The sequence below is a fragment of the Pigmentiphaga litoralis genome, assembly GCF_013408655.1.
Lineage (GTDB): Bacteria > Pseudomonadota > Gammaproteobacteria > Burkholderiales > Burkholderiaceae_B > Pigmentiphaga > Pigmentiphaga litoralis_A.
In genome coordinates, this window is sequence record NZ_JACCBP010000001.1 from 2,349,799 (window position 1) to 2,370,381 (window position 20,583).

Genomic DNA, 20,583 nt, shown 5'->3' on the forward strand with positions numbered 1-20,583 from the left:
GCTCGCATCTCGGGGGGTCGCCAAAGCATAGCGCAACAACGACACAGCGCGACCGAAGTCGCGCTGTGTCGCTTGCAAGTCACGCCGCGGGGCAGAGATGCGTCAGCCGCGCCTTACGGGAAGATCTGGCGGGCCGTGGCCTCCTGGATCAGCCGGTCCGCATCCCGCTGCAGCAAGAAGCGCTGGGTGACCAGGCTGTTGGCCGCCGCCGTCACGGCCGCAACATACCCCGCCTGGTTGCCGTACAGGCTTTGCAATGAAGGACGCGTGTCACCGGCCGCAATGCGCGCGGCTTCGGTCACGTGGAACGGCAGGTAGCCGCCCGACAGGCCCGACAGATCAATGATCCCCGGAATCGCCACATAGTTGAATTCCAGGCTGGTGCCCAGCGGCGCCAGGGCCTCGACGCTGCGGATGCCGGTCTTGGCCATGCCGGTGGACGGATCCACCTGCGGCACCAGGATCGCGTAGTCCTTGCCCGAATAGGCGGGCGGCAGGACCGTCGCGATACCCGATTCGTCTTCCGGACGGTATTGCGGACCGTAGTTCAGCACCGAATAGCCGTTCACACGAGCCAGGTAATTGAAGGTCGGCACGGGGGTCTGCACGCCGCCCACGGGCCAGGTCAGCCCCTTCATGACCGGGAACTTCAATTGATCCGGACGCGTCAGCGTGCCGTCGGCCACCTTGGGCACTTGCGATGCCGGCGGCGCCTTGTCGGCCACCACCCAGTCTTCCAGGTCCAGGAACAATGCGCGGAAGGTGTCGGTGTGATGCGCCACGGTGCCGGTCGGATAGACGTTGGACGCAGGGTTGTAGCCGATGCTGCCCGTGCCGCCATTGCCGCCGTGCTGCGTGCTGGCGTAGTAATAGATACGCGCGTTGTCAGGCTGGACGAGGTCCGTAAACCCGTAGGCGTCCGTCAGCACAGGCGAGCCTTGCAGCACCCAGAATTCGGTGCCCGACAGGCCCAGGAAGAACTTGGGGCAGGTCGACGAGGCCGAGCAGCGCGTCATCACCCCGCCCTTCTGGCCGGTGATCGGGTCGACATAATCCTTGCCGAGCGCCCGCGGCGCGGTCTGGCCAAAGGCCGTGTGATCGGTCCGCAGACCGCCCCCACCGCCCGGCACGGCGAACCGGGTGTTGATGTTGGTCTGGCGCGCGGCCACATGGGCGTACATACCGTCGAACACCTTGCCGCCTTCCAGCGACTGGTTGAAGCCCAGATGCAGGAAGGTCTTCATGGCATTGCCCGACTGCGACGTGCCCTGGCCTATCGTGTACTTGATCCTTCCGGCAAGGGGGTTGGGCGTACCGGCCGCATCCGCCGTCTTGCTGCGGAAGAAGCTGACGGTATCGCGCAAGGCGGCCAGTCCGACGCCCATGACCTTCGGGTCCTTGGCCACGTAGACCAGTTCATACAGATAGTTGCCCTGCAGCCCGCCCTTCACGCAGATGCTGGCGGGGTCGGGCTTGCCCGGAAACGGCGTGGTGGCGTCGCAGGTGGCGAATTTCCAGTCCGAGGGCGCGATCGTGACGCGCTGATCGGTCTCGTTCAGGCGACGCGTCAGCGAATAGCCCGGCAAGGTGTTGTCCAGGCTGGCCGGTGCGTAGGGGATCATGGACCCGTTGAACACGCCGCCCGGCAGCGCGGTCGACAGCACATCGCGGCTCGGGACCAGTTCCGCACGATAGGTGCCGGTGATGGACGAACCATCGGCATTCTTCGCCACCGGCACGGTCGCGGTCAGGCGCGCCGCGGAGCTTTTGGGCACATCGCCTTGCCATGCCGAATACAGCACGACATAACCCCGTTCCAGGAAGACAGCGTCACTGGGCGTCGCGGTCGGATTCAGATAGGTCAGGATGTTGCCGCGATTGGGGGCGTCATACCGCAGCACCCCATTGGACTTGCTCATGTCCTTGGGCTTGAGCATGACGAAGTCAGCCGAATAATCGACCATGCCGCGCGCATTGACCGGCGCCAGCGCCAGATCCTGGATCACGGCATTGCGGCTGTCCTTGGGATCGACCTCGCCGGCGATGGTGCCGGTCACGCGCTCGTAGGCGCCGACCGATCCGTAGGTGCCCGGAAAGTCTTCCGTCGCCGTGACGGTCATCGTCAATCGCGGGGTAACGCTGGGCGTCGACGGCGCGTCGTCGCCATCGCTTCCGCCACACGCCGCCAGGGTACCCGCCAGCGTGACCGCAGTGGCTGCCCACATCGTTCGTTTCATGCCTGTCTCCTCGTTGTCTGCCCGGATATCCACCGGATCTGGGCCCTAATCTAATCGGCGCGAGACTATTGTTGAAATCAATAATCGAGATAGGTCGATCTGGAAAACAGATGAATCAGGCATGAAAAAAGCGGCCCGTCAGGCCGCTTCGGATCACATCGGGACGCAGGCAACTCTGGCCGCGATCCGGTAAGGCTTACGCAGGTCCGCCCCACCGGTCGGCCCGGTCCATCGACATGCTGTCCAGACCACCGGGCGGCATGTCGGCATCATCGAAACTGTCAGGCGCGGCATCCAGTTCGAAGCGTTGGTGGCGTTCGGAAGGCAAGGCGCCACTGACGTACTGCTCGTAGCGGTGGGCGAGTGACGTGTCGAGATCGCGGCTCATGGCTTGCCCGATCCGCTGGACTTGGCAGGGTGGGTATGACCAGGATCGGCGGGCGGACCGCCGTCAGCCGCGTTGCCCGGCGACGTCACGCCGGCTTCGCCGCCCAACCCGCCGCCCTCGGCCAGGCCGCCCTGGTCGTTGCTTTCGGTGGATGCGGTGGTGCGGCTGTCGTGGGCGCGGTTCAGCGCTTCGGCTGCCGTGTCTTCAGTGTCTTTTTCTGGGGGCGTGGTGGCATTCATGTCGCTGCTCTCTACCGGGTTGGAGCAGACCTTTGAGCAAGTGCTGTGCCCAGAATGAACAAAGCCCGCAGATTGCCGCGGGCTTTGCAGGAGGCCGGCGCAAGCGCCGCCGTGTCGCGCGACTCAGCGCAGGCCGAAGAACGACAGCACTGCGATGACGATGACGACCAGCCCAACGATATAGATGATGCCGTTCATATTGCTTCCCCTCACTTCGTTGAAAGTACGAATCGAATCTTGCGCCGATTCCCCAAACTTGAGCGGCCATCCTAGCACCGCGACTTTCGTGCACACCTAAGGGTTCGGCTCAATTCGTAACGGCACGCATCGGGGGATGCCGTGCTTATTCTCACCTTTGATCCCTCGCGAAGCATCGCGCAGAACGTTTGCCCGCCTGCCTGCAACCCCGTGCGCCACCTGACGCCGACGGCGTGTTTGGTACGTACCCTTGCGTGCTTGCCGGATACAAGCACTTTCACTGTAGTGAGCTTTGAAGGCATCCCGACTGGCAGGTGCGAGGGCCTGACCGGCTTGACCAGCATTCAAGCCTTGTCATACAACGTGAAGCACTGTCACTTGATCGTCGCAAGCAGCACATAAAGTCATTGGCGGGTGTAATGATCCAGCCCATCCATTCATGGAGGGCTTCCATGTTGAAACTCGACACCACGATCGCCTTGGCCGACCCGGTCGGCTCGTTCGACGGGGCCGCGCCCCGCTGCGTCGGCAACATTCGCAGCACTGCGGCCATCGACCAGGACGTGTCCCGTCTGCTGGACCTGGCCTGCGCCGAGCAGGCCGCCGTTGTGTCCCACAAAGACAGGTACGCCGACTTCGCGCACGACCCGTCACGTCTGTGGCTGCCCGACGAGCCGTCGGTAGCGGCCAATCCCCATGCTGCCATCCTGACCGCACCGGTGTGGGATGAGGCGGCTGACCGCCTGATTCCGCAAGGCTGCTGCCTAGTCGAAGACGACCCGGACCACCAGGTAAAACTCACCTGGCGATATGGTCCAAACCGTCATACCGCGCTGTTGAGCAAAGATACTTACCAGCGTCTGCTGGACAGCGGCACGATCGTCGAATAATGGCGCTGTCGTTAAGGATGAACATGGTCTGCCGAACGCGGATTCATCCTTGGTGCTAGTAAAAATGCTTAGTTTCCTGTGAATTTGAAAGCGTTTGCAATACTCTCCAAAGCTCACTAAGAAACGCGCTATTTCTGACCTGTCGCTGAACTCATGCTGAGTTCGACAGGACGGAGCAAGTATGACCGAGCAACTCAAAACTCGACGGCCGCGCGGATTTGCGGCCATGGACCCCGATAAACAAAAAGCACTCGCTTCGGCGGGTGGACGCGCCGCCCACCGCCATGGCCGCGCGCATCAGTTCACGGAAGACGAAGCCCGTCAGGCTGGCGCGAAAGGCCGGGCGGCACGGCAGGCGAAACGGATTGCCGCGCTGAACGCCGCGCAAGATGAAACGCGTGAGGTGCAGGACGAAGAAACTTCGATCGAAGAATCCGAACTGCAAACCTGACGTAATCGACACGTTGCGCCCACGCCGCCACGCTACGGCTGCCTGGCAGCGGCGGGTCGGGGGAAGATGATGAACCTCAAAGCCATGCCAGCCGACGCGATCGTCTTCGCATCCAAGCCGAGCCACCGATCGTCTCGCCGCGCCGCCCACGAACGTGACGGCCATGACGATCAATGGGCCGCGATGGCCCGCCGTCTGGAAGATGCGGGCGCCCGCTTCAACGCACACATGGCGCGCGACACAGCCAAGCCGAAGTGGACCGCGGCGACGGGCTTCTGGCAGGCGCGATCCTGCCGGCCCTGGACCAACCCCCGCGCCGCCGTCGTCACCCGCCCGATCCAAGGCGAGCGCGACACCGCCAGCGTGCCCGAAGGCTGCTGCCTGCTGGAAACCGAACCCGACCACACCGTACTCAGCTGGCGCCGCGGTATCGATGTCGTGCAGGTGAGGCTAACGTCGGCCGAGTTCGACGCTTACTGCGCGGATGGCACGATCGTCGAGTGATCAGTCGGGCAGTGTGCCGAGGTCGATGGCGGGAGCTGTGACGGGATCGGTGATGTAGCCGAAGTCCCCGGGCCAACCGGTGGGCGTATAGGACGCGACGCCGGCGTGCGGCGGCGTGAGTTCAGCATGCGCAGGCCCGGCAGGTAATGTCAGCAGCGCAGGGGCCGCGGCTAAAAAGGTTCGGCGATCCATCTCGACTACTCCAGACTGCTGCCCCGTTTGCGCCGGACCATCAAGGACCGAGCGAGTTGCCAAGTATCGCTCGCAAAAACAAAAACGCCACCGGCGAGGGTGGCGTTTTTGCTTCGTCTTTGCAGTGGGCCGTGAAGTGAACTTCAATGCCTGCTGCAAGGCTGAATTCTTGGTGGCGCATCAGGGATTCGAACCCTGGACCTAAAAAGCTTCTTCGCGTCAAACTTCAAAGAAGTAGACAGAAGCATCGACGGCTTCATCTACACACTTGCAGCGACCCGGATCCTTCCGGCGATCGCGAGTGCACCTTTGCTGTCAACGGCTGAAATGTGCGATTAAAGCTCCTTACAGCTAGCCGAATATGCCAACCAAACCGTGAGGAGTGACGCAATTAGGGGCTATTGAAGCATAAGGCGACTTTACCTATGGAGATTGATAGGCCCTATCAACCCCTACCGGTTTTGCCCGAGAATCGCTGTTGCCAAGACGAATAAGAGTTTGATCCGCTGCCCTAAAGACATCGTACCGATCGACAAGTATAAGCGTGACACAGCATCCGGCGCCGACGTGCTTGTGCGTAAGTCAAATTGCCCCATCGCATGCGTTCGGCGAGAGGCTGACAAGGACTTCCTTATTGTTGGATTTAAATAGAAAGCCGACTAATGAGGTGACCAATAAAGCCATTTTCTCTGCAGCCGTGATATTTTCAGGAGCTAGCAGAGGCTAGTTCAATCAACGCAGCGGGGGCTGAGTGGACCGAGTACATACGCACTACGATAATTTAAAAGTGTCAAGAGAGGCACCGCCTGAAGTCATACGTGCGGCCTACAAGTCGTTAGCTCAAAAATACCATCCAGATCGTAATCCCGGAGACCAGGCCTCTGCTCGAGCAATGGCGTTTATTAATGCTGCCTATCAGGTGCTGTCGGATCCTGCACTTAAGGCAGATCACGACGCCTGGATTGTCGAGCAAGAGCGGCCATTCGCAAATGTACATCGAGAAGAATCTCAACAACCCCATCAACCGGGACCAGTACAGCCAAGTGCCACTACCGCGGGGCCCGCGAAAGATGAAGATGCGACGCCGAATAGGACCAGTACTACCAACTATGATCGCGAGATCGTGACCGTATGCGTCATAGGACTGCTCTTTTTGGCAGGATATTTACTGCAGAAGGAGCGCCCCACAGACTTTGCAACGGCGGCGCCGTCAGATATTGTCGCTGCGCCAGCGGTTGCGAAAAGGCCGGAGCAAGCAATCGAAGCTCGCATTTACAGGCCAAGCAAGGCTAGCGAGCCAATCGAAAGTCTGAAGTTCATGCCCCCGATGCTGGCTCCGAACGGCTCCCCTTGGCCGCGGGCCGCCGCTTATGTCGTCGATTACCCACGGCTTAAAAGTGAAGGTCTTTCGAGTGTCACGGTGGACAATAGTCGCAATGGCAGTCCTGTATTCGGCAAACTGTTTGCTTTAGATGGACTTTCGAACACTGCAGTTCGCTACTTCTATATCCCAGGCTTTCAAACTTTCACCCTTGATACAGTGACGGCAGGCAGATACGACGTTCGTTATCAAAACCTTGATGACGGCGGCTTTTCAAAGACGGAATCCTTCAACCTTTACGAAAGGGAAGTCTACAACGGGACTGAATACAGCAATCTGACCCTTACTCTCTTCAAGGTAGCCAACGGAAATATGCGTACTACGCGAATATCTGCAAGCGAGTTCTAAGGTATTTCAGCGACATACTCAAAGGGGAGGATCTCTACCTTCCCAGATAACGATCGCCTCGGCTTCAAAACGCCCTCTTGCCAATGGTCGGACCCAGCAATCTGCAAGCACACTTCGGCACGACTCGACAGGGTTACCGGTGAGTCCCTGGCCATAGGGCACCCACCTAAACCCGGCGGTCAACTCAGTCGAACCTAGCCCATGCCGCCCTCTTTAGCGCACGGTACTTTCAGCTACCGATTGAACAACTTTCCTGGCGCACCCGTCTCTATATCCCTCGGTATAGTGGCCCGCTCCGATAGCGGCAAAGTCACCTCGGCGGCGGAACTGCGGCATTGCTGCCAACCGATGCCAGTGGTAGTTGCGGCGTCGCAGACATCCCCGACCCGTTCGCCCCCGATCCCTACTTTTCGGTGGCCATCAGACTGCCCATCGGCAAATGTCCCAACGTCCGGCATACCCAACGCAAAGTTGAACTTGGCCCGAAATGCTAGAGCCGCGATCGCCGGGGCACACCTTGTAGCTTTGCGACAGCGAATACCGCCAGCGTTTGCACTGTGACAATCATTCAGTGATCCGATCAACGAGCCCGTGAATACCAATCTGTCTACCGGCCGCCATTACTCAGTCGTCGCCAACATCCGCTAGCCTCGGACTACTAGGGTGTCGCTCGGAGCCATGCAGCCTTGACGATGCGCACCAGTATGCAAGGTGCGCGTGATGCCAACCTTTAACATTGTCATCGCCCAGATTACTGTTCGCTGCCGCTGTTGAGATAGTAGGCAAAGCCGGCCGTGCGAGTTCGGTGGATGACACGGGCGCAAGCCGACGCCTTGATCGAAGCCATCCCTTGGGACTGGATGAAGGACGCATGCGCCTGCGCCTTGGCCACGGGCATGCGGGCTGCGGAAATCCTGACCGTGAGATTCAACCAAGTCGACCTGTCGCGGCGACTGGCATGGGTGTCCGCTGCAGACGCGAAGTCAGGTCGCGCCAGGGCCGTGCCGCTCAATGACGAGGCGGTCGCAATCGTCGAGCGGCGCAAGCGCACTCATCCGTCGCTGGTGTTCACCCGCAACGGGCGGCCGCAGCCGCAGATTGACCCGAAGATGTTCGGCCGGGCATGCGCCCGAGCAGGCATTGAGGATTTGCGCTTCCACGACCTTCGGCATACCTGGGCAAGCTGGCATGTCCAGGCAGGAACGCCGCTGTTTGTACTCAAGGAGCTTGGGGGTTGGGAGACGCTGGAGATGGTCAAGAAGTACGCCCACCTGAACCCTGAACACCTGGCCGCGTACGCAGGCGCGGTCACGTTTTGGGCACAACCAGCGCCAGAAGCAAAAACGCCACCGGCTAGGGTGGCGTTAAATGCTTGATTTACAACGGTATTCTTGGTGGCGCATCAGGGATTCGAACCCCGGACCTGCGGATTATGATTCCGTCGCTCTAACCGACTGAGCTAATGCGCCAAATGCAGAGGCCGAACTATACCTAATTTTTTTGCCGTGCGCAATTCGTGCCGGTTTCGTCGTAAAGTAATTGGCTTGCCTGCGCGAATGTCGCGACTGCCCATCGGGAACACCGCAAAAAAAATGGCCCGACATTGCTGTCGGGCCAATAGGGAGCACACAATATCGCGCCTCAATATGCTCGCGGGGGAAGCGCGATATCGGTGTCAGAGTCGCAGCACAGCGAGCCAATCGGGGGATCTGCGGATTCCGCCATGGCCCTTGACGCCGTGCGCGTCTCAGAGCTTGCAGTCTAGATCCAACCCTCTGACATCAACCTGAACATTGCTGCAGCGCGATGTCACGCGTTGTATCGGCTGCGCCGGGCTCAGCCGGCCGTCATCAACCGCGCTTCAGCCAGCGGCGCGCGGTCCAGCACATCATTCGCCATCGCCATGGCATGGGACACTGCATCGCCCAGCACGATCACGGCCGGACTGCCCATGTCGTGCGTCTCGATATCGGCCGCCATGTGCGCCACGGTCGTCGTCAGATGCCGCTGATCCGCACAGGTGGCGCGTTGCACGACCGCGACCGGCAGGTCGGCCCGGAAGCCGGATGCCATCAGCATGCGCGCCAGGCGGCCCGGGTCGCTCATGCCCATGTAGCAAACGATCGTCAGGCCGCTTTGCGCCAGGGCCTTCCAATACGGTTGGGACCCTGCCCCGGTTTCGTCCACCGTGTGCGCCGTGACCAGGGCCACGCCACGCGCGACCTGGCGGTGGGTGATGGGCAATCCCATCTGCGCGCCGATCGCGAGCCCGGCCGTCAGGCCGGCCACCGCTTCGACCTGCACGCCGCGTTCGGCCAGCCACGCCCATTCTTCGCCGCCCCGGCCAAAGATGAAGGCATCGCCGCCCTTCACGCGCGCCACGGTTTCGCCCTGGCGGGCGTAGCGCAGCATCAGCCGCAAGATGAAGGGTTGCGGCGTCGATTTGCAGCCACCGCGTTTGCCGACGCGCACGATGCGGGTTCCGGGCGCTGCCAACTCCAGCACGCCCGGGCCAACCAGATCATCGACCAGCCATACGGTGCAGGCAGCCAGCGTCTTGACGGCACGCACGGTCAACAGGTCCGGATCCCCCGGGCCCGCGCCGACCAGCCAGACCTTGCCGCGGCAGGGCACGGACCGCACGGGCTCGGACGAAAACGTCGACGACGGCAGCGGGTTGAACGACAAGGCGTCAGACACCACCGCCGTCGCTGGCAGTGCGGACACAGGCAGATCCGTGATCAGGGCGGATGTCATGACGTCACCTCGTTGGAAGTCGATGCGGGCGTCGATGCAGCAGCGGCAAACTGGCTCAGATACGTATCGGCATGGCGCGCGTCCCACGTGACGCCGTCCAGCAGCACCGCGCTGCGCCACGGGCTTGCCGGCACGGCCACCCCGGCCATGGCCGCGGCATCCTGGTACACATCGATCCGATGCACGGCGCGGGCGACCGCCTCGTAGTCCGGCACGTCGCGCAGCAGGCCCCAGCGCACGAACTGCGTCAGGAACCACATGCCGTCCGACACGAAGGGATAGGTCACTTCCCCGTCATTGAAAAAGGTCAGCGGGTGCGTATCGCGCCAGCGGCGGCCCTGCGCATCGCTGGACATGCCCTGCAGGCAATCGGCCAGCAGCGTGTAGGGCTGGTCGATGGCATCGGCCGCGGCCAGGCGGCGGGCCACGCCGTCGCGGGCGCGCATCGTGTCCAGATAGCGGGCGGTGTCCAGCAGCGCGGCGACCAGGGCGCGCGCGGTGTTCGGATGGCGCGTGACCCAGTCGTCGGTCGCGGCCAGGACTTTTTCGGGATGGTCCGGCCAGATGGCCTGGCTGGTGCACGCAATGATTCCTTCGTTGCGCTGCGCGGCCAGGGTGTTCCACGGCTCGCCCACGCAGAAGGCATGTACCAGTCCTTCCTGCGCGGCAGCCACCATGCGCGGCGGCGGCACCACCACGCGGTCCACATCGCGCGCCGGATCGATGCCGTGCGCCGCCAGCCAGTAGGCCAGCCACATTGCATGCGTGCCCGTGGCAAAGGTATGCGCCAACGTCAGGCCGGCGCCGTCGCGCACTGCGCGCGCCATGGACCAGCCATCCCGCACACCCTGCTCCGCCAGGCTTTTGCCGATCGTGATGCCCTGGCCGTTGTGGTTCAGGCCCATCAATATCGACATGGGCGTGGCGGCCGACCCGATGCCCAGATGCGCGCCGTACACCATGCCGTACAGCGCGTGCGATGCGTCCAGCGATCCATTGGCCAGACCGTCGCGCACCATCGACCAGGAGGCCTGACGGACCGGTTCGATGCGGATGCCGTAGCGCCGGTCGAACCCGAGTTCGGCGGCCATGACAACGGTCGCGCAGTCCACCAGCGGGATGAAGCCTAGCCGGACGGTGTCGAGTTCTGGGGCGTCGCCATCGGCGCGCCGGGAAAGAGGGGATGTCATGCCTTGCTCACTCGGTTCCGGAATGAAAAAGCGCCCGTCCACGCCAGGAAACCTTCCTGACCTGAACGGACGCCGTTGTCCGTGACGCGGCTGTCACGATGCGCCGTCATTGGTGCATCGAGCCACGCTCGTTGATCATCATGCAAAGCGCGTGCCAGTGTGCGGCGGTTGAGCTGGCTGGCCAGCAAGGGCGGGGACCCGGGCCGGAGCCTGGCCGCCTTCCTGGGTTGGCCAGGCGATCTGCGAAGGGCGGCTTCCGGTCGCCGTGCACCAAACCCATGCATACAGGCACCAGAAACGGTCAACGCAAGGCGCCGGCCGCCGCCGCATCACGGCTTGAGCCACCCCGCCACTTCCACCATTTCGCGCGCCACGTCACCGATGCGCCGCTGGCTTTGCATCGCCCGTTCGCGCAGCAGCTTGTAGGCTTCGTCTTCGGACACGCCGCGCAGCTGCATCAACAGGCCCTTGGCCTTGTCGACCCACTGCCGTTCGGCCAGCTTCTTCTTGGCGTCCTGCAGCTCTTCGCGCAGTTCACGTTCGACACTGAAGCGTTCGATCGCCACGTCCAGCAAGGTCTGGATACGTGTGGCGGGCACTTCACCGACGACATAGGCCGCCACGCCGACTTCCAGCGCCAGCCGGATCGTATTGCGGCCGCCGTCTCCCGTGAACATGACGACCGGACGCGCGCTGTGTTCGCTTGCCACACAGACGTCTTCCAGCGTGTCGCGCGAGGGCGCGTCCGAATCGATCAGCACGACATCGGGCTTGAGCTTGGCGATGACGCTCGCCATTCCGACGCTGGCCTCGATCTCGGCAATCACATTGACGCCCGCTTCGGCCAGTGTCTTCCGCAGCGACACCGCCCTGCCCGATCCGTCGTTAATCAGTACCACATTGAGCATGTTGTTCCCCGTCGCTTCCGGCGACGCAAGTTGTATGCCATTGCTGGCTTCGTGATGCCGCCATCCCCAATGCCCATGCGGGGTCGCGTGATAAACTGGCCGGCTTGCCCCCGGGCTAATTCCCGTTACGGCACCTTCAATGACCGAACCCCGCAAACTCTATATCCGCACTTTCGGCTGCCAGATGAACGAGTATGACTCGGACAAGATGGTCGATGTGCTCAATGCCGACTCCCCGCTCGTCTTGACCGACACGCCGGAAGACGCCGACGTGATTCTATTCAACACCTGTTCGGTGCGCGAGAAGGCGCAGGAAAAAGTCTTCTCGGACCTGGGCCGCGTCAAGCAGCTCAAACGCAACAAGCCTGGCCTGGTGATCGGCGTGGGCGGCTGCGTCGCCAGCCAGGAAGGCGCGGCCATCGTGGCGCGCGCGCCGTATGTCGATGTGGTCTTCGGCCCGCAAACGCTGCACCGCCTGCCCCAGCTGATGGAAAAGCGCCGCGTGACCGGCCAGTCGCAGGTCGACATCAGTTTCCCCGAAATCGAAAAGTTCGACCACTTGCCGCCCGCGCGGATTGACGGCCCGTCGGCCTTCGTGTCGATCATGGAAGGCTGCAGCAAGTACTGCAGCTTCTGTGTGGTGCCCTATACCCGTGGCGAAGAAGTGTCGCGCCCGTTCGAAGACGTGCTGACCGAAATTTCCGACCTGGCGGACCAGGGCGTCAAGGAAGTCACGTTGCTGGGCCAGAACGTGAACGCGTACCGCGGCCAGATGGGCGACACGGCGGAAATCGCCGACTTTGCCCTGCTGCTGGAATACGTGCACGACATCCCGGGCATCGAACGCATCCGCTTCACGACGTCGCATCCCAAAGAGATGTCGCAGCGGCTGATCGACGCCTACGGCAAGTTGCCCAAGCTCACGTCCTTCCTGCACCTGCCTGTGCAGGCCGGCAGCGATCGCATCCTGATGGCCATGAAGCGTGGCTACACCGCGCTGGAATTCAAGTCCATCGTGCGACGCCTGCGCGCCGTGCGGCCCGACCTCGTCATGTCGTCGGACTTCATCGTCGGGTTTCCTGGCGAGACCGAAGAAGATTTCGGCAAGACCCTGAAGCTGATCGAAGACGTGAACTTCGATGCCTCGTTCTCGTTCGTGTATTCGCGCCGCCCGGGCACGCCCGCCGCCGACCTGCACGACGAAGTGGCGCAAGAGGTCAAGCTCGAACGGCTGCAGCGGCTGCAAGCCCTGATCAACCAGCAGGCGGCCGCGATCAGCGAAGCCATGGTCGGTTCGATCCAGCGCGTGGTGGTCGAAGGCGTGTCGCGCAAGCGCGCCGACGAACTCATGGGCCGCACCGAAAACAACCGCATCGTCAACTTCCCGGCGCCCGCGCGGCTGCTCGGAACCCTGGCCGACATCCGCATCACGGCGGCCATGTCCCACACCCTGCGCGGCGAGGTCGTGACGCACGACCCCGTCAGCCCCGGCGCCCACTCCGGCGCCATGACCGAATCGAGTCCCTCGCACGCATGACAGATCCCCGTTCCGCTTCCCCTGCCCGCCGCAACCTGCCCGTCGTCCTGACGCTGGATGAAGACAATGTCCGTCTTGCGAACCTGTGCGGTCCGCTCGACGAAAATCTGCGCCAGCTGGCGGCGGCCTATGGCGTCGAACTGACGCGGCGGGGCACGCGGCTGACCTTCGACGGCGACCGTGCCGACGATGCCGCCGCAGCCGTGCTGTTCCTGCACCAGCGCGCGCAGGAACCCATTTCCATCGACGACCTGCAATTGACCCTGGTCGAACTGGGCGCCATGGACACGCAGCACGATCCGCGCGACGTGCCCGCCCTGGTGCCCGGCACCGGCAACGAATCCGAGATCGTGCTGCGCATTCCGCGCCGGCAGGACCTGAAGGGCCGTACGCCGCGCCAGCGCGATTACCTGCGCAACATCCTGTCGCACGACATTTCGTTCGGCATGGGTCCGGCCGGTACCGGCAAGACCTATCTGGCCGTGGCCTGCGCGGTGGACGCGATGGAACGCGAATCGGTCAAACGCATCGTGCTGACGCGTCCGGCAGTGGAAGCCGGCGAACGTCTGGGCTTCCTGCCGGGCGACCTGTCGCAAAAGGTCGACCCTTATCTGCGTCCGCTGTACGACGCGCTGTATGACCTGCTGGGCTTCGAGAAGGTCGGCAAGCTGTTTGAAAAGCAGGCGATCGAAATCGCGCCGCTGGCCTACATGCGCGGCCGCACCCTGAACAACGCATTCGTGATCCTGGACGAAGCGCAGAACACGACGCCGGAACAGATGAAGATGTTCCTGACCCGGATCGGCTTTGGCAGCCGCGCGGTGATTACCGGCGACCCGTCGCAGGTCGACCTGCCCAAGGGCCATCGCAGCGGTCTGGTGGACGCTGCGAACATCCTGTCGGCGGTCAAAGGCATTTCGTTCACGCAGTTCACAAGCAGCGACGTGGTCCGCCATCCGCTGGTGGCGCGGATCGTCGATGCGTATGAAAAGCATGGCGCGAGCAGCAGTGGCAAGTAAGGTGGCGGCAAAGCAGGCGGCAACGAAGAAAGTGACGACACCGCAGGCCGCGGTTGACATGACCGAGGCTTCGCCCACTGTCACGCCGCTCAGCCTGTCCGTGCAGTACGCCGTCGACGACGACCGCCTGCCCCGGTGGCGCGTGCGCCGCTGGGTGGCGCTGACGCTCAAGCATCTGCGCACGTCGAAGTCGGCGCCGACCGCCGTCCACCTGACCCTGCGGATCGTGGGCGCGGCCGAAGGGCGTCGATTGAACCGCGACTTTCGCGAGCGCGACTACGCCACCAACGTGCTGACCTTCGAATACGGCGACGATCCGTCGGGCACCACCAGCGGTGACATCGTGCTGTGCCTGCCGGTGCTGGTCAAAGAAGCACGCGAACAGAAAAAGCCCTTCCTGAATCACGCCGCGCATCTGGTGATTCACGGCGTCCTACACGCATTGGGTTACGATCATTTGAACGCGCGGGAAGCCACACGCATGGAGCGTCTGGAAACCCGCATTTTGGCCGAATTGGCAATACCCGACCCGTATCGGGTATCCTGAGACCTTCACAAACTGTCCTGTCAGGACGATGTCAGACTCCTCCCCTAGTCCGGCGTACGCATCGCGTGCGCCCAAACATCCTCCCAAAACCTTCTTCGAGCGACTCTCGGCGCTGATCCATCGCGAGCCGGAAGACCGCGAAGACTTGAAGGCGGTGCTGGAAGCGGCCTATGGTCGCGACCTCCTCGACGCCGAAGCGCTGTCGATGATCGAAGGCGTGCTGGCCGTGTCCGAACTGGCCGCCGGCGACATCATGATCCCGCGGTCGCGCATGGACATGCTGGAAGTCAGCGAACCCATCGAAGCCCTGCTGCCGGGCGTCATCGAAACCGCCCACTCGCGCTTTCCGGTATATGAAGAAAGCCGCGATAACGTGATCGGCATCCTGCTGGCCAAAGACCTGCTGCGCTGCGTGGTGGACCGCCACCTCGAACTGCGCACGCTCTTGCGTCCGGCGGTGTTCATTCCCGAATCCAAGAAACTGAACGTGCTGCTGCGTGAATTCCGCAGCAACCGCAACCACATCGCGATCGTGGTGGATGAGCATGGCGGTACCGCCGGGCTGATCACGATCGAAGACGTGCTGGAACAGATCGTTGGCGAGATCGAAGATGAGTACGACGACATCGACGTCGAACAGTCCATCCTGCCCGACGGCAAGAACCGCTGGCGCGTGATGGCCACGACCAGCATCCGCCGGTTCAACGAGACCTTCGGGTCTTCGCTGGACGACGACGAATACGACACCGTGGGTGGCTGGATGGCCGGCAATCTGGGCCGCATCCCCCGCCGCGGCGACCATATCGAACGCGACAACCTCAAGCTCGACGTGATCCGGGCCGACGCGCGCCGCGCGTTGTGGCTGCGTGTGGCGCGGCTGCCCAACGACGGGTCCGAGCCGACGCCGATCGACGAGCGATAGGCCGGCCGCCGTGCGTCGTCCTTCCGCGTCGCTCGTGGGCGCCCTGCTGCTGGGCGCGCTCCACGGCCTGGCCTTTGCGCCTGTTCCGTTCCCTGCCTGGCTCCTGCCTTTCGTCCAGATCGCCGCGTTCGCGGGTCTCTGCGTTCTGACGTGGCGCTCGGCCTCCGTACCGCGCGCCACGGTGCTGGGCTTCGTGTTCGGCATGGGGCACTTTGGCGTCGGCATTTCCTGGATCTACACCAGCCTGCATGTGTACGCGCACATGGTCGCGCCCCTGGCCATCATGGGCGTGGTGCTGCTGTCCGCCTACCTGTCGATGTTCACGGCGGCGGCCACGTCCTTCGCGCGCTGGGTGTCGCGGGGGCCGGATGCTCCTGCCGGGGTTCCCACGCGCTGGACTGCCCTGCTGTCCACCGTCGCGATGGCCACGGCCTGGACCGCGGCCGAATGGGTACGCGGCGTGCTGTTCACCGGGTTTCCGTGGCTCAACGCGGGCTACGCGCATGTCGACGGGCCGTTGCACGGCTGGGCATCGCTGGTCGGCGTGTACGGCGTGGCCTTCCTGGCGACCCTGACCGCGGCGGGCATTGCTGCGTTCGTGATGCACGCCAAGACGCAGCGCGGCGCGGGCCTGCCGCTGGCGCTGGCCGTGCTGATCTGTCTCTTGGGCGCGGGCGCGGGGCGGATTTCGTGGGTCACGCCCCATGGCGACCCCATCACCGTGCGCCTGGTGCAGGCCAATATTCCGCTCGACGACAAATTCGATCCGGCCTTCATCTGGCAAGGCATGGACGCCCACCGCCGCCTGGCCGAGATGCCGACGGCCAATGGCCGCCCCATCGACCTGACTTTGCTGCCCGAAACCGCCGTGCCGGTGTTCCAGGACCAGCTGACGCCCGCCGCCTGGGGCGAATGGGTCGGCAGCGCGGCCACCGCCAAGAGCACCTTCGTGCTGGGCGTGGCGCTGCGCGACGTGCGGCCTGACCGCGAATACTTCTACAACGGGGTCGTGGAACTGGACGGCAATACGTCCGAAGACGCGCTGGTGGCCGGCCGCCCCGGACATCGCTACAGCAAGAACCACCTGGTGCCCTTTGGCGAATTCGTGCCACCCGGCTTCAAGTGGTTCGTCAATGCCATGGTGATGCCGCTGGGCGATTTCGACCGCGGCGCGCCACGCCAGCGGCCGTTCGCGATCGCGGGTCAGCACGTCGCCATGAACATCTGCTACGAAGACGTGTTCGGTGAAGAACTGCTGCCCGCCATCCGGCCGTGGAGTGGCGATGACGACGATGCGCCCGAACAGGCGCCCGACGACGACGCCGATCTGGAAGCCGGCGCCACCATTCTGGCCAACGTCAGCAACCTGGCGTGGTTCGGCGATTCGCTCGCCTTGCCGCAGCATCTGCAGATGTCGCGGATGCGGGTGCGCGAGACCGAACGGCCCATGCTGCGCGCGACCAATACCGGCATGACCGCCGTCATCGACGCCACCGGCAACGTGCAGTCGCAGCTGCGTCCGCTGACCGTCGGCGCGCTTGATGCAACCGTGCAGGGCACGACCGGATTGACGCCGTATGCGCGCACCGGCAACGCCCCGGTGCTGGGCGTGCTGCTTGCCCTGCTGGCCTTTTTGACATGGCACCGCAAGCGCCGCAAGGCCCCCGCCCAGACAAAGACGGCGCGATCGGCCCGGCGCAGTTAAAATCCCCCCTTTCGTCTTGCGGTCCGCCCTCGCCGGGCAGGACCGGACGTACCCTCGGCAAGCAAGCGCCGAATTCACCGCGAACACCATGCTGACATTTCAACAGATCATTCTTCGACTCCAGGAATACTGGGCCCAACAAGGCTGCGCGCTGCTGCAGCCGTACGACATGGAAGTCGGCGCGGGCACGTCCCATACCGCGACCTTCCTGCGTGCACTTGGCCCCGAGCCCTGGCGTGCGGCGTATGTGCAGCCCTCGCGGCGCCCCAGCGACGGCCGGTACGGCGAGAACCCCAACCGCTTGCAGCACTACTATCAGTTCCAGGTCGTGCTCAAGCCGGCGCCCACCGACATCCTCGAGCTGTACATCGGCTCGCTCAAGGCGCTTGGCATCGACCCGCAGCAGCACGACGTCCGCTTCGTGGAAGATGACTGGGAAAACCCCACGCTGGGCGCCTGGGGCCTGGGCTGGGAAGTCTGGCTCAACGGCATGGAAGTGACCCAGTTCACGTACTTCCAGCAGGTCGGCGGCATCGACTGCAAGCCGACCACCGGCGAGATCACCTACGGGATCGAACGCCTGGCCATGTATCTGCAGGGCGTTGAAAGCCTGTACGACCTGGTCTGGACCGACAGCCCGCACGGCAAGCTGACCTACCGTGATGTGTATCACCAGAACGAAGTGGAACAGTCGACCTATAACTTCGAGCACTCGTCGCCCGATATCCTGTTCCAGCACTTTACCGATTACGAAACCCAGGCCAAGCACCTTGTCGAGGTGCCCCTGGCTTTGCCCGCCTACGAGATGGTCCTGAAAGCCGCCCACACGTTCAACCTGCTGGATGCGCGCGGCGCGATCAGCGTCACCGAGCGCGCCGCCTACATCGGCCGCATCCGCAATCTGTCGCGCGCCGTTGCGCAGAGCTATTACGAGTCCCGCGAACGCCTGGGCTTCCCGATGCTGGCGCGCAAGGAGGCTGCATAAATGGCGCACGCTTCCCAGCCCCTGCTGATCGAACTGTTTACCGAAGAGCTGCCCCCCAAGGCGCTGAACCGCCTGGGTCATGCGTTTGCCGATGGCGTGGCGGCCGGCCTGTCGGCCCGCGGCCTGCTGGCTGACGGCAATACCGTCACGCCGTTTGCGTCGCCGCGCCGCCTGGCCGTGCGCCTGTCGGCCGTGCTGGCGCAAGGCGCTGACGCCGCCTTTGCCGAAAAGCTGATGCCTGCCAGCGTGGGCCTGACGGCCGACGGCAAGGCATCGCCCGCCCTGCTCAAGAAGCTGGCCGCCAAGGGCCTGCATGACCTGGACGTGTCGACCCTCGCGCGCGAGTCCGATGGCAAAAACGAGAACCTGGTCTATCGCGGTGTGGCGCCCGGCGCGGCGCTGACGGCAGTGCTGCAAGGCATCGTCGAAGACGCGCTGACCAAGTTGCCGATCCCGAAGGTCATGAGCTATCAGCTGGCCGATGGTGAAACCACCGTCAAGTTCGTGCGCCCGGCCCATGGCCTGGTCGCGCTGTACGGCAACGACGTGGTCGACATTTCCATTCTGGGCCTGAAGTCGGGCCGCAGCACGACCGGTCACCGCTTCCAGTCCAGCGGCACGATCGACCTGCCGTCGGCCGACAGCTATGAAGACAAGCTGGCCGGCCAGGGCCGCGTGATCGCCGCGTTCGACGCGCGCCGCGACAATATTGAAAAGCAGCTGCGCGACCATGCCGCGCGCCTGAACGCATCGCTGGGTGACGAAAGTGACGTCGGCCCCCTGCTGGACGAAGTGAATGCCTTGGTCGAGTACCCCACCGTGTACGTGGGCGAGTTCGAACCGGAATTCCTGGCCGTGCCGCAGGAATGCCTGATCCTCACCATGCGCCTGAACCAGAAGTACTTTCCGCTGTTCGAATCGGACGGCAGGAAGCTGACCAACCGTTTCCTGATCGTCAGCAACATGGCGCTGACCGATCCGGCCAACATCGTTGACGGCAATCAGCGGGTCGTGCGCCCACGCCTGGCCGACGCGCGCTTCTTTTTCGAAACCGACAAAAAGACGTCGCTGGCCTCGCGGGTCGATCAGCTTGGCACCATCGTCTATCACAACAAGCTGGGTTCGCAGCTGGACCGTGTACAGCGCGTGCGCCAACTGGCCTCGTGGGTGGCCGAACGCATCGGCACCGACCCTAAGCTGGCGGACCGCGCCGCGCTGCTGGCCAAGACCGATCTGGTCACCGGCATGGTGGGCGAATTTCCGGAACTGCAGGGCCTGATGGGTTCCTACTACGCCGTGGCCGATGGGGAAGACCCGGCCGTGGTGGCCGCGATCCGCGATCAGTACCGCATCCGTTTCGATGATGCGGTGGAAGACGAAACCGCCGTGGCGGCGGCGCTGTTCATTGCCGACCGCGCCGAGACGCTGGTCGGGATCTGGAGCATTGGCCTGGTGCCCACCGGCGACAAGGATCCGTTTGGTCTGCGCCGCGCGGCGCTTGGCCTGATCAGCGCCTTTGAACAGCTGGCCGCCGGGGATCGCCTGGGCACGGGCGGCGAACCGTTTACGCTGGACCTGCTGCTGGAACGCGCGGCGGCCACCTTTGGCACGTCGGCAGCGGCTGTCATCGTGACTGAAGTGCGCGCCTTTGTGTTCGAGCGTTATCGCAACCAGCTGGCCGCGACGTACGACCGGTCGGCCGTGGACGCGGTCATTGCCGTCACGCCGCCGCTGGAAGAAGTGCCCGCCCGCGTGCGCGCCGTCGTGGCCTTCGGCGCCCTGCCCGAAGCCGCCAGCCTGGCGGCCGCCAACAAGCGGATCGGCAATATCCTGAAAAAGAACGAAGGTGAAGGCAAGATCGGCAAGGTTGATCCGGCCCGCCTGGTGGATCCGGCCGAGCAGGCCCTGGCGGCCACGGTGGAACGCCTGCGGCCCGAAGCCGAATCGCGTTTTGCGGCAGGCGATTTTTCGGGTGCGCTGACGGTGCTGTCCGAAGCGCGCGGCCCGGTGGATGCCTTCTTTGCGGATGTGATGGTCATGGCAGAAGACCCGGCGCTGCGCGCCAACCGCCTGGCGCTTCTGGCCGATCTGCACGGGGTGATGAACCGCGTGGCGGACCTTTCCCGTCTGGCGGCCGCGTGATCAAGCCCGTCTCCAACAAACCGGCTGGCAAGCCCGCGGGCAA

Annotated in this window: 20 protein-coding genes and 1 tRNA gene; 12 read left to right on the forward strand and 9 right to left on the reverse strand. The window is 63.6% G+C overall.

Going from position 1 to position 20,583, the window contains the following annotated elements; translation table 11 throughout:
• Positions 1–113: 113 nt before the first annotated feature.
• The 4 genes from HD883_RS10460 to HD883_RS10475 all read right to left on the reverse strand — a co-directional run bounded on the left by HD883_RS10460 (position 114) and on the right by HD883_RS10475 (position 3,158).
• A complete protein-coding gene (locus tag HD883_RS10460; RefSeq protein ID WP_179585786.1) occupies positions 114–2,237 on the reverse strand; it encodes an alpha/beta hydrolase domain-containing protein in 2,124 nt (707 codons plus the stop codon).
• Between the two features lie 196 nt (positions 2,238–2,433).
• Positions 2,434–2,625: a hypothetical protein gene (locus HD883_RS10465; protein WP_179585784.1), complete on the reverse strand. Its 192-nt coding sequence runs from the start codon at positions 2,623–2,625 to the stop codon at positions 2,434–2,436.
• Positions 2,622–2,864 carry a hypothetical protein gene (locus HD883_RS10470; RefSeq protein ID WP_179585782.1) on the reverse strand — a complete coding sequence of 81 codons (243 nt, stop codon included), beginning with the start codon at positions 2,862–2,864 and terminating at the stop codon, positions 2,622–2,624. Before HD883_RS10470 ends, HD883_RS10465 begins: the two co-directional genes overlap by 4 nt.
• Before the next feature lie 123 nt (positions 2,865–2,987).
• A complete protein-coding gene (locus tag HD883_RS10475; RefSeq protein ID WP_179582103.1) occupies positions 2,988–3,158 on the reverse strand; it encodes a hypothetical protein in 171 nt (56 codons plus the stop codon).
• Between the two features lie 356 nt (positions 3,159–3,514).
• Here HD883_RS10475 and HD883_RS10480 point away from each other — a divergent pair, with 356 nt between their 5' ends.
• From HD883_RS10480 to HD883_RS10490, 3 genes are all read left to right on the forward strand, one after another.
• Positions 3,515–3,952 carry a hypothetical protein gene (locus tag HD883_RS10480; RefSeq protein ID WP_179585780.1) on the forward strand — a complete coding sequence of 146 codons (438 nt, stop codon included), beginning with the start codon at positions 3,515–3,517 and terminating at the stop codon, positions 3,950–3,952.
• A 181-nt stretch (positions 3,953–4,133) separates the two neighbouring features.
• A complete protein-coding gene (locus HD883_RS10485) occupies positions 4,134–4,403 on the forward strand; it encodes a KGG domain-containing protein (RefSeq protein WP_179585778.1) in 270 nt (89 codons plus the stop codon).
• A 66-nt stretch (positions 4,404–4,469) separates the two neighbouring features.
• Positions 4,470–4,907: a hypothetical protein gene (locus HD883_RS10490; protein WP_179585776.1), complete on the forward strand. Its 438-nt coding sequence runs from the start codon at positions 4,470–4,472 to the stop codon at positions 4,905–4,907.
• Here HD883_RS10490 and HD883_RS10495 read toward each other — a convergent pair whose 3' ends face one another.
• Positions 4,908–5,099, reverse strand: a complete 192-nt coding sequence (locus HD883_RS10495) for a hypothetical protein (RefSeq protein WP_179585774.1) — start codon at positions 5,097–5,099, stop codon at positions 4,908–4,910. It abuts the gene before it with no gap.
• Positions 5,100–5,850: 751 nt separating this feature from the next.
• Here HD883_RS10495 and HD883_RS10500 point away from each other — a divergent pair.
• Together HD883_RS10500 and HD883_RS10505 are read left to right on the forward strand one after the other, a co-directional pair.
• Positions 5,851–6,828: a J domain-containing protein gene (locus HD883_RS10500; protein WP_179585772.1), complete on the forward strand. Its 978-nt coding sequence runs from the start codon at positions 5,851–5,853 to the stop codon at positions 6,826–6,828.
• Positions 6,829–7,637: 809 nt separating this feature from the next.
• Positions 7,638–8,204: a site-specific integrase gene (locus HD883_RS10505; RefSeq protein WP_179585770.1), complete on the forward strand. Its 567-nt coding sequence runs from the start codon at positions 7,638–7,640 to the stop codon at positions 8,202–8,204.
• 16 nt (positions 8,205–8,220) lie between these two features.
• On the opposite strand, the gene HD883_RS10510 is transcribed toward HD883_RS10505, so the two are convergent.
• From HD883_RS10510 to HD883_RS10525, 4 genes are all read right to left on the reverse strand, one after another.
• Positions 8,221–8,297, reverse strand: a tRNA-Met gene (locus tag HD883_RS10510).
• Between the two features lie 367 nt (positions 8,298–8,664).
• Positions 8,665–9,585, reverse strand: a complete 921-nt coding sequence (cobA, locus tag HD883_RS10515; RefSeq protein ID WP_179585768.1) for a uroporphyrinogen-III C-methyltransferase — start codon at positions 9,583–9,585, stop codon at positions 8,665–8,667.
• Positions 9,582–10,775, reverse strand: coding sequence for a CmpA/NrtA family ABC transporter substrate-binding protein (locus HD883_RS10520; protein WP_179585766.1), 1,194 nt, complete (start codon positions 10,773–10,775; stop codon positions 9,582–9,584). Before HD883_RS10520 ends, cobA begins: the two co-directional genes overlap by 4 nt.
• Before the next feature lie 329 nt (positions 10,776–11,104).
• Positions 11,105–11,683, reverse strand: coding sequence for an ANTAR domain-containing response regulator (locus HD883_RS10525; protein ID WP_179585764.1), 579 nt, complete (start codon positions 11,681–11,683; stop codon positions 11,105–11,107).
• A gap of 139 nt (positions 11,684–11,822) precedes the next feature.
• On the opposite strand from HD883_RS10525, the gene miaB reads away from it, so the two are divergent.
• The 7 genes from miaB (at position 11,823) to glyS (ending at position 20,540) form a co-directional block, all read left to right on the forward strand.
• Positions 11,823–13,220, forward strand: a complete 1,398-nt coding sequence (miaB, locus tag HD883_RS10530) for a tRNA (N6-isopentenyl adenosine(37)-C2)-methylthiotransferase MiaB (RefSeq protein ID WP_179585762.1) — start codon at positions 11,823–11,825, stop codon at positions 13,218–13,220.
• Complete coding sequence (locus HD883_RS10535) at positions 13,217–14,239, forward strand: PhoH family protein (RefSeq protein ID WP_179585760.1); 1,023 nt, start codon at positions 13,217–13,219, stop codon at positions 14,237–14,239. The genes miaB and HD883_RS10535 overlap by 4 nt, the downstream gene beginning before the upstream one ends.
• A 58-nt stretch (positions 14,240–14,297) precedes the next feature.
• Positions 14,298–14,786, forward strand: coding sequence for an rRNA maturation RNase YbeY (gene ybeY, locus HD883_RS10540; RefSeq protein ID WP_179585758.1), 489 nt, complete (start codon positions 14,298–14,300; stop codon positions 14,784–14,786).
• A gap of 28 nt (positions 14,787–14,814) precedes the next feature.
• Positions 14,815–15,708 (forward strand): HlyC/CorC family transporter, encoded by an 894-nt coding sequence (locus HD883_RS10545; protein WP_179585756.1) that lies wholly within the window; start codon positions 14,815–14,817, stop codon positions 15,706–15,708.
• Between the two features lie 10 nt (positions 15,709–15,718).
• Positions 15,719–17,413: an apolipoprotein N-acyltransferase gene (gene lnt / locus HD883_RS10550; RefSeq protein ID WP_179585754.1), complete on the forward strand. Its 1,695-nt coding sequence runs from the start codon at positions 15,719–15,721 to the stop codon at positions 17,411–17,413.
• Between the two features lie 88 nt (positions 17,414–17,501).
• Entirely contained in the window at positions 17,502–18,398 is an 897-nt protein-coding gene (gene glyQ / locus HD883_RS10555; RefSeq protein ID WP_179585752.1) for a glycine--tRNA ligase subunit alpha, read from the forward strand.
• Complete coding sequence (glyS, locus tag HD883_RS10560) at positions 18,399–20,540, forward strand: glycine--tRNA ligase subunit beta (RefSeq protein WP_179585750.1); 2,142 nt, start codon at positions 18,399–18,401, stop codon at positions 20,538–20,540.
• Positions 20,541–20,583: the final 43 nt, after the last annotated feature.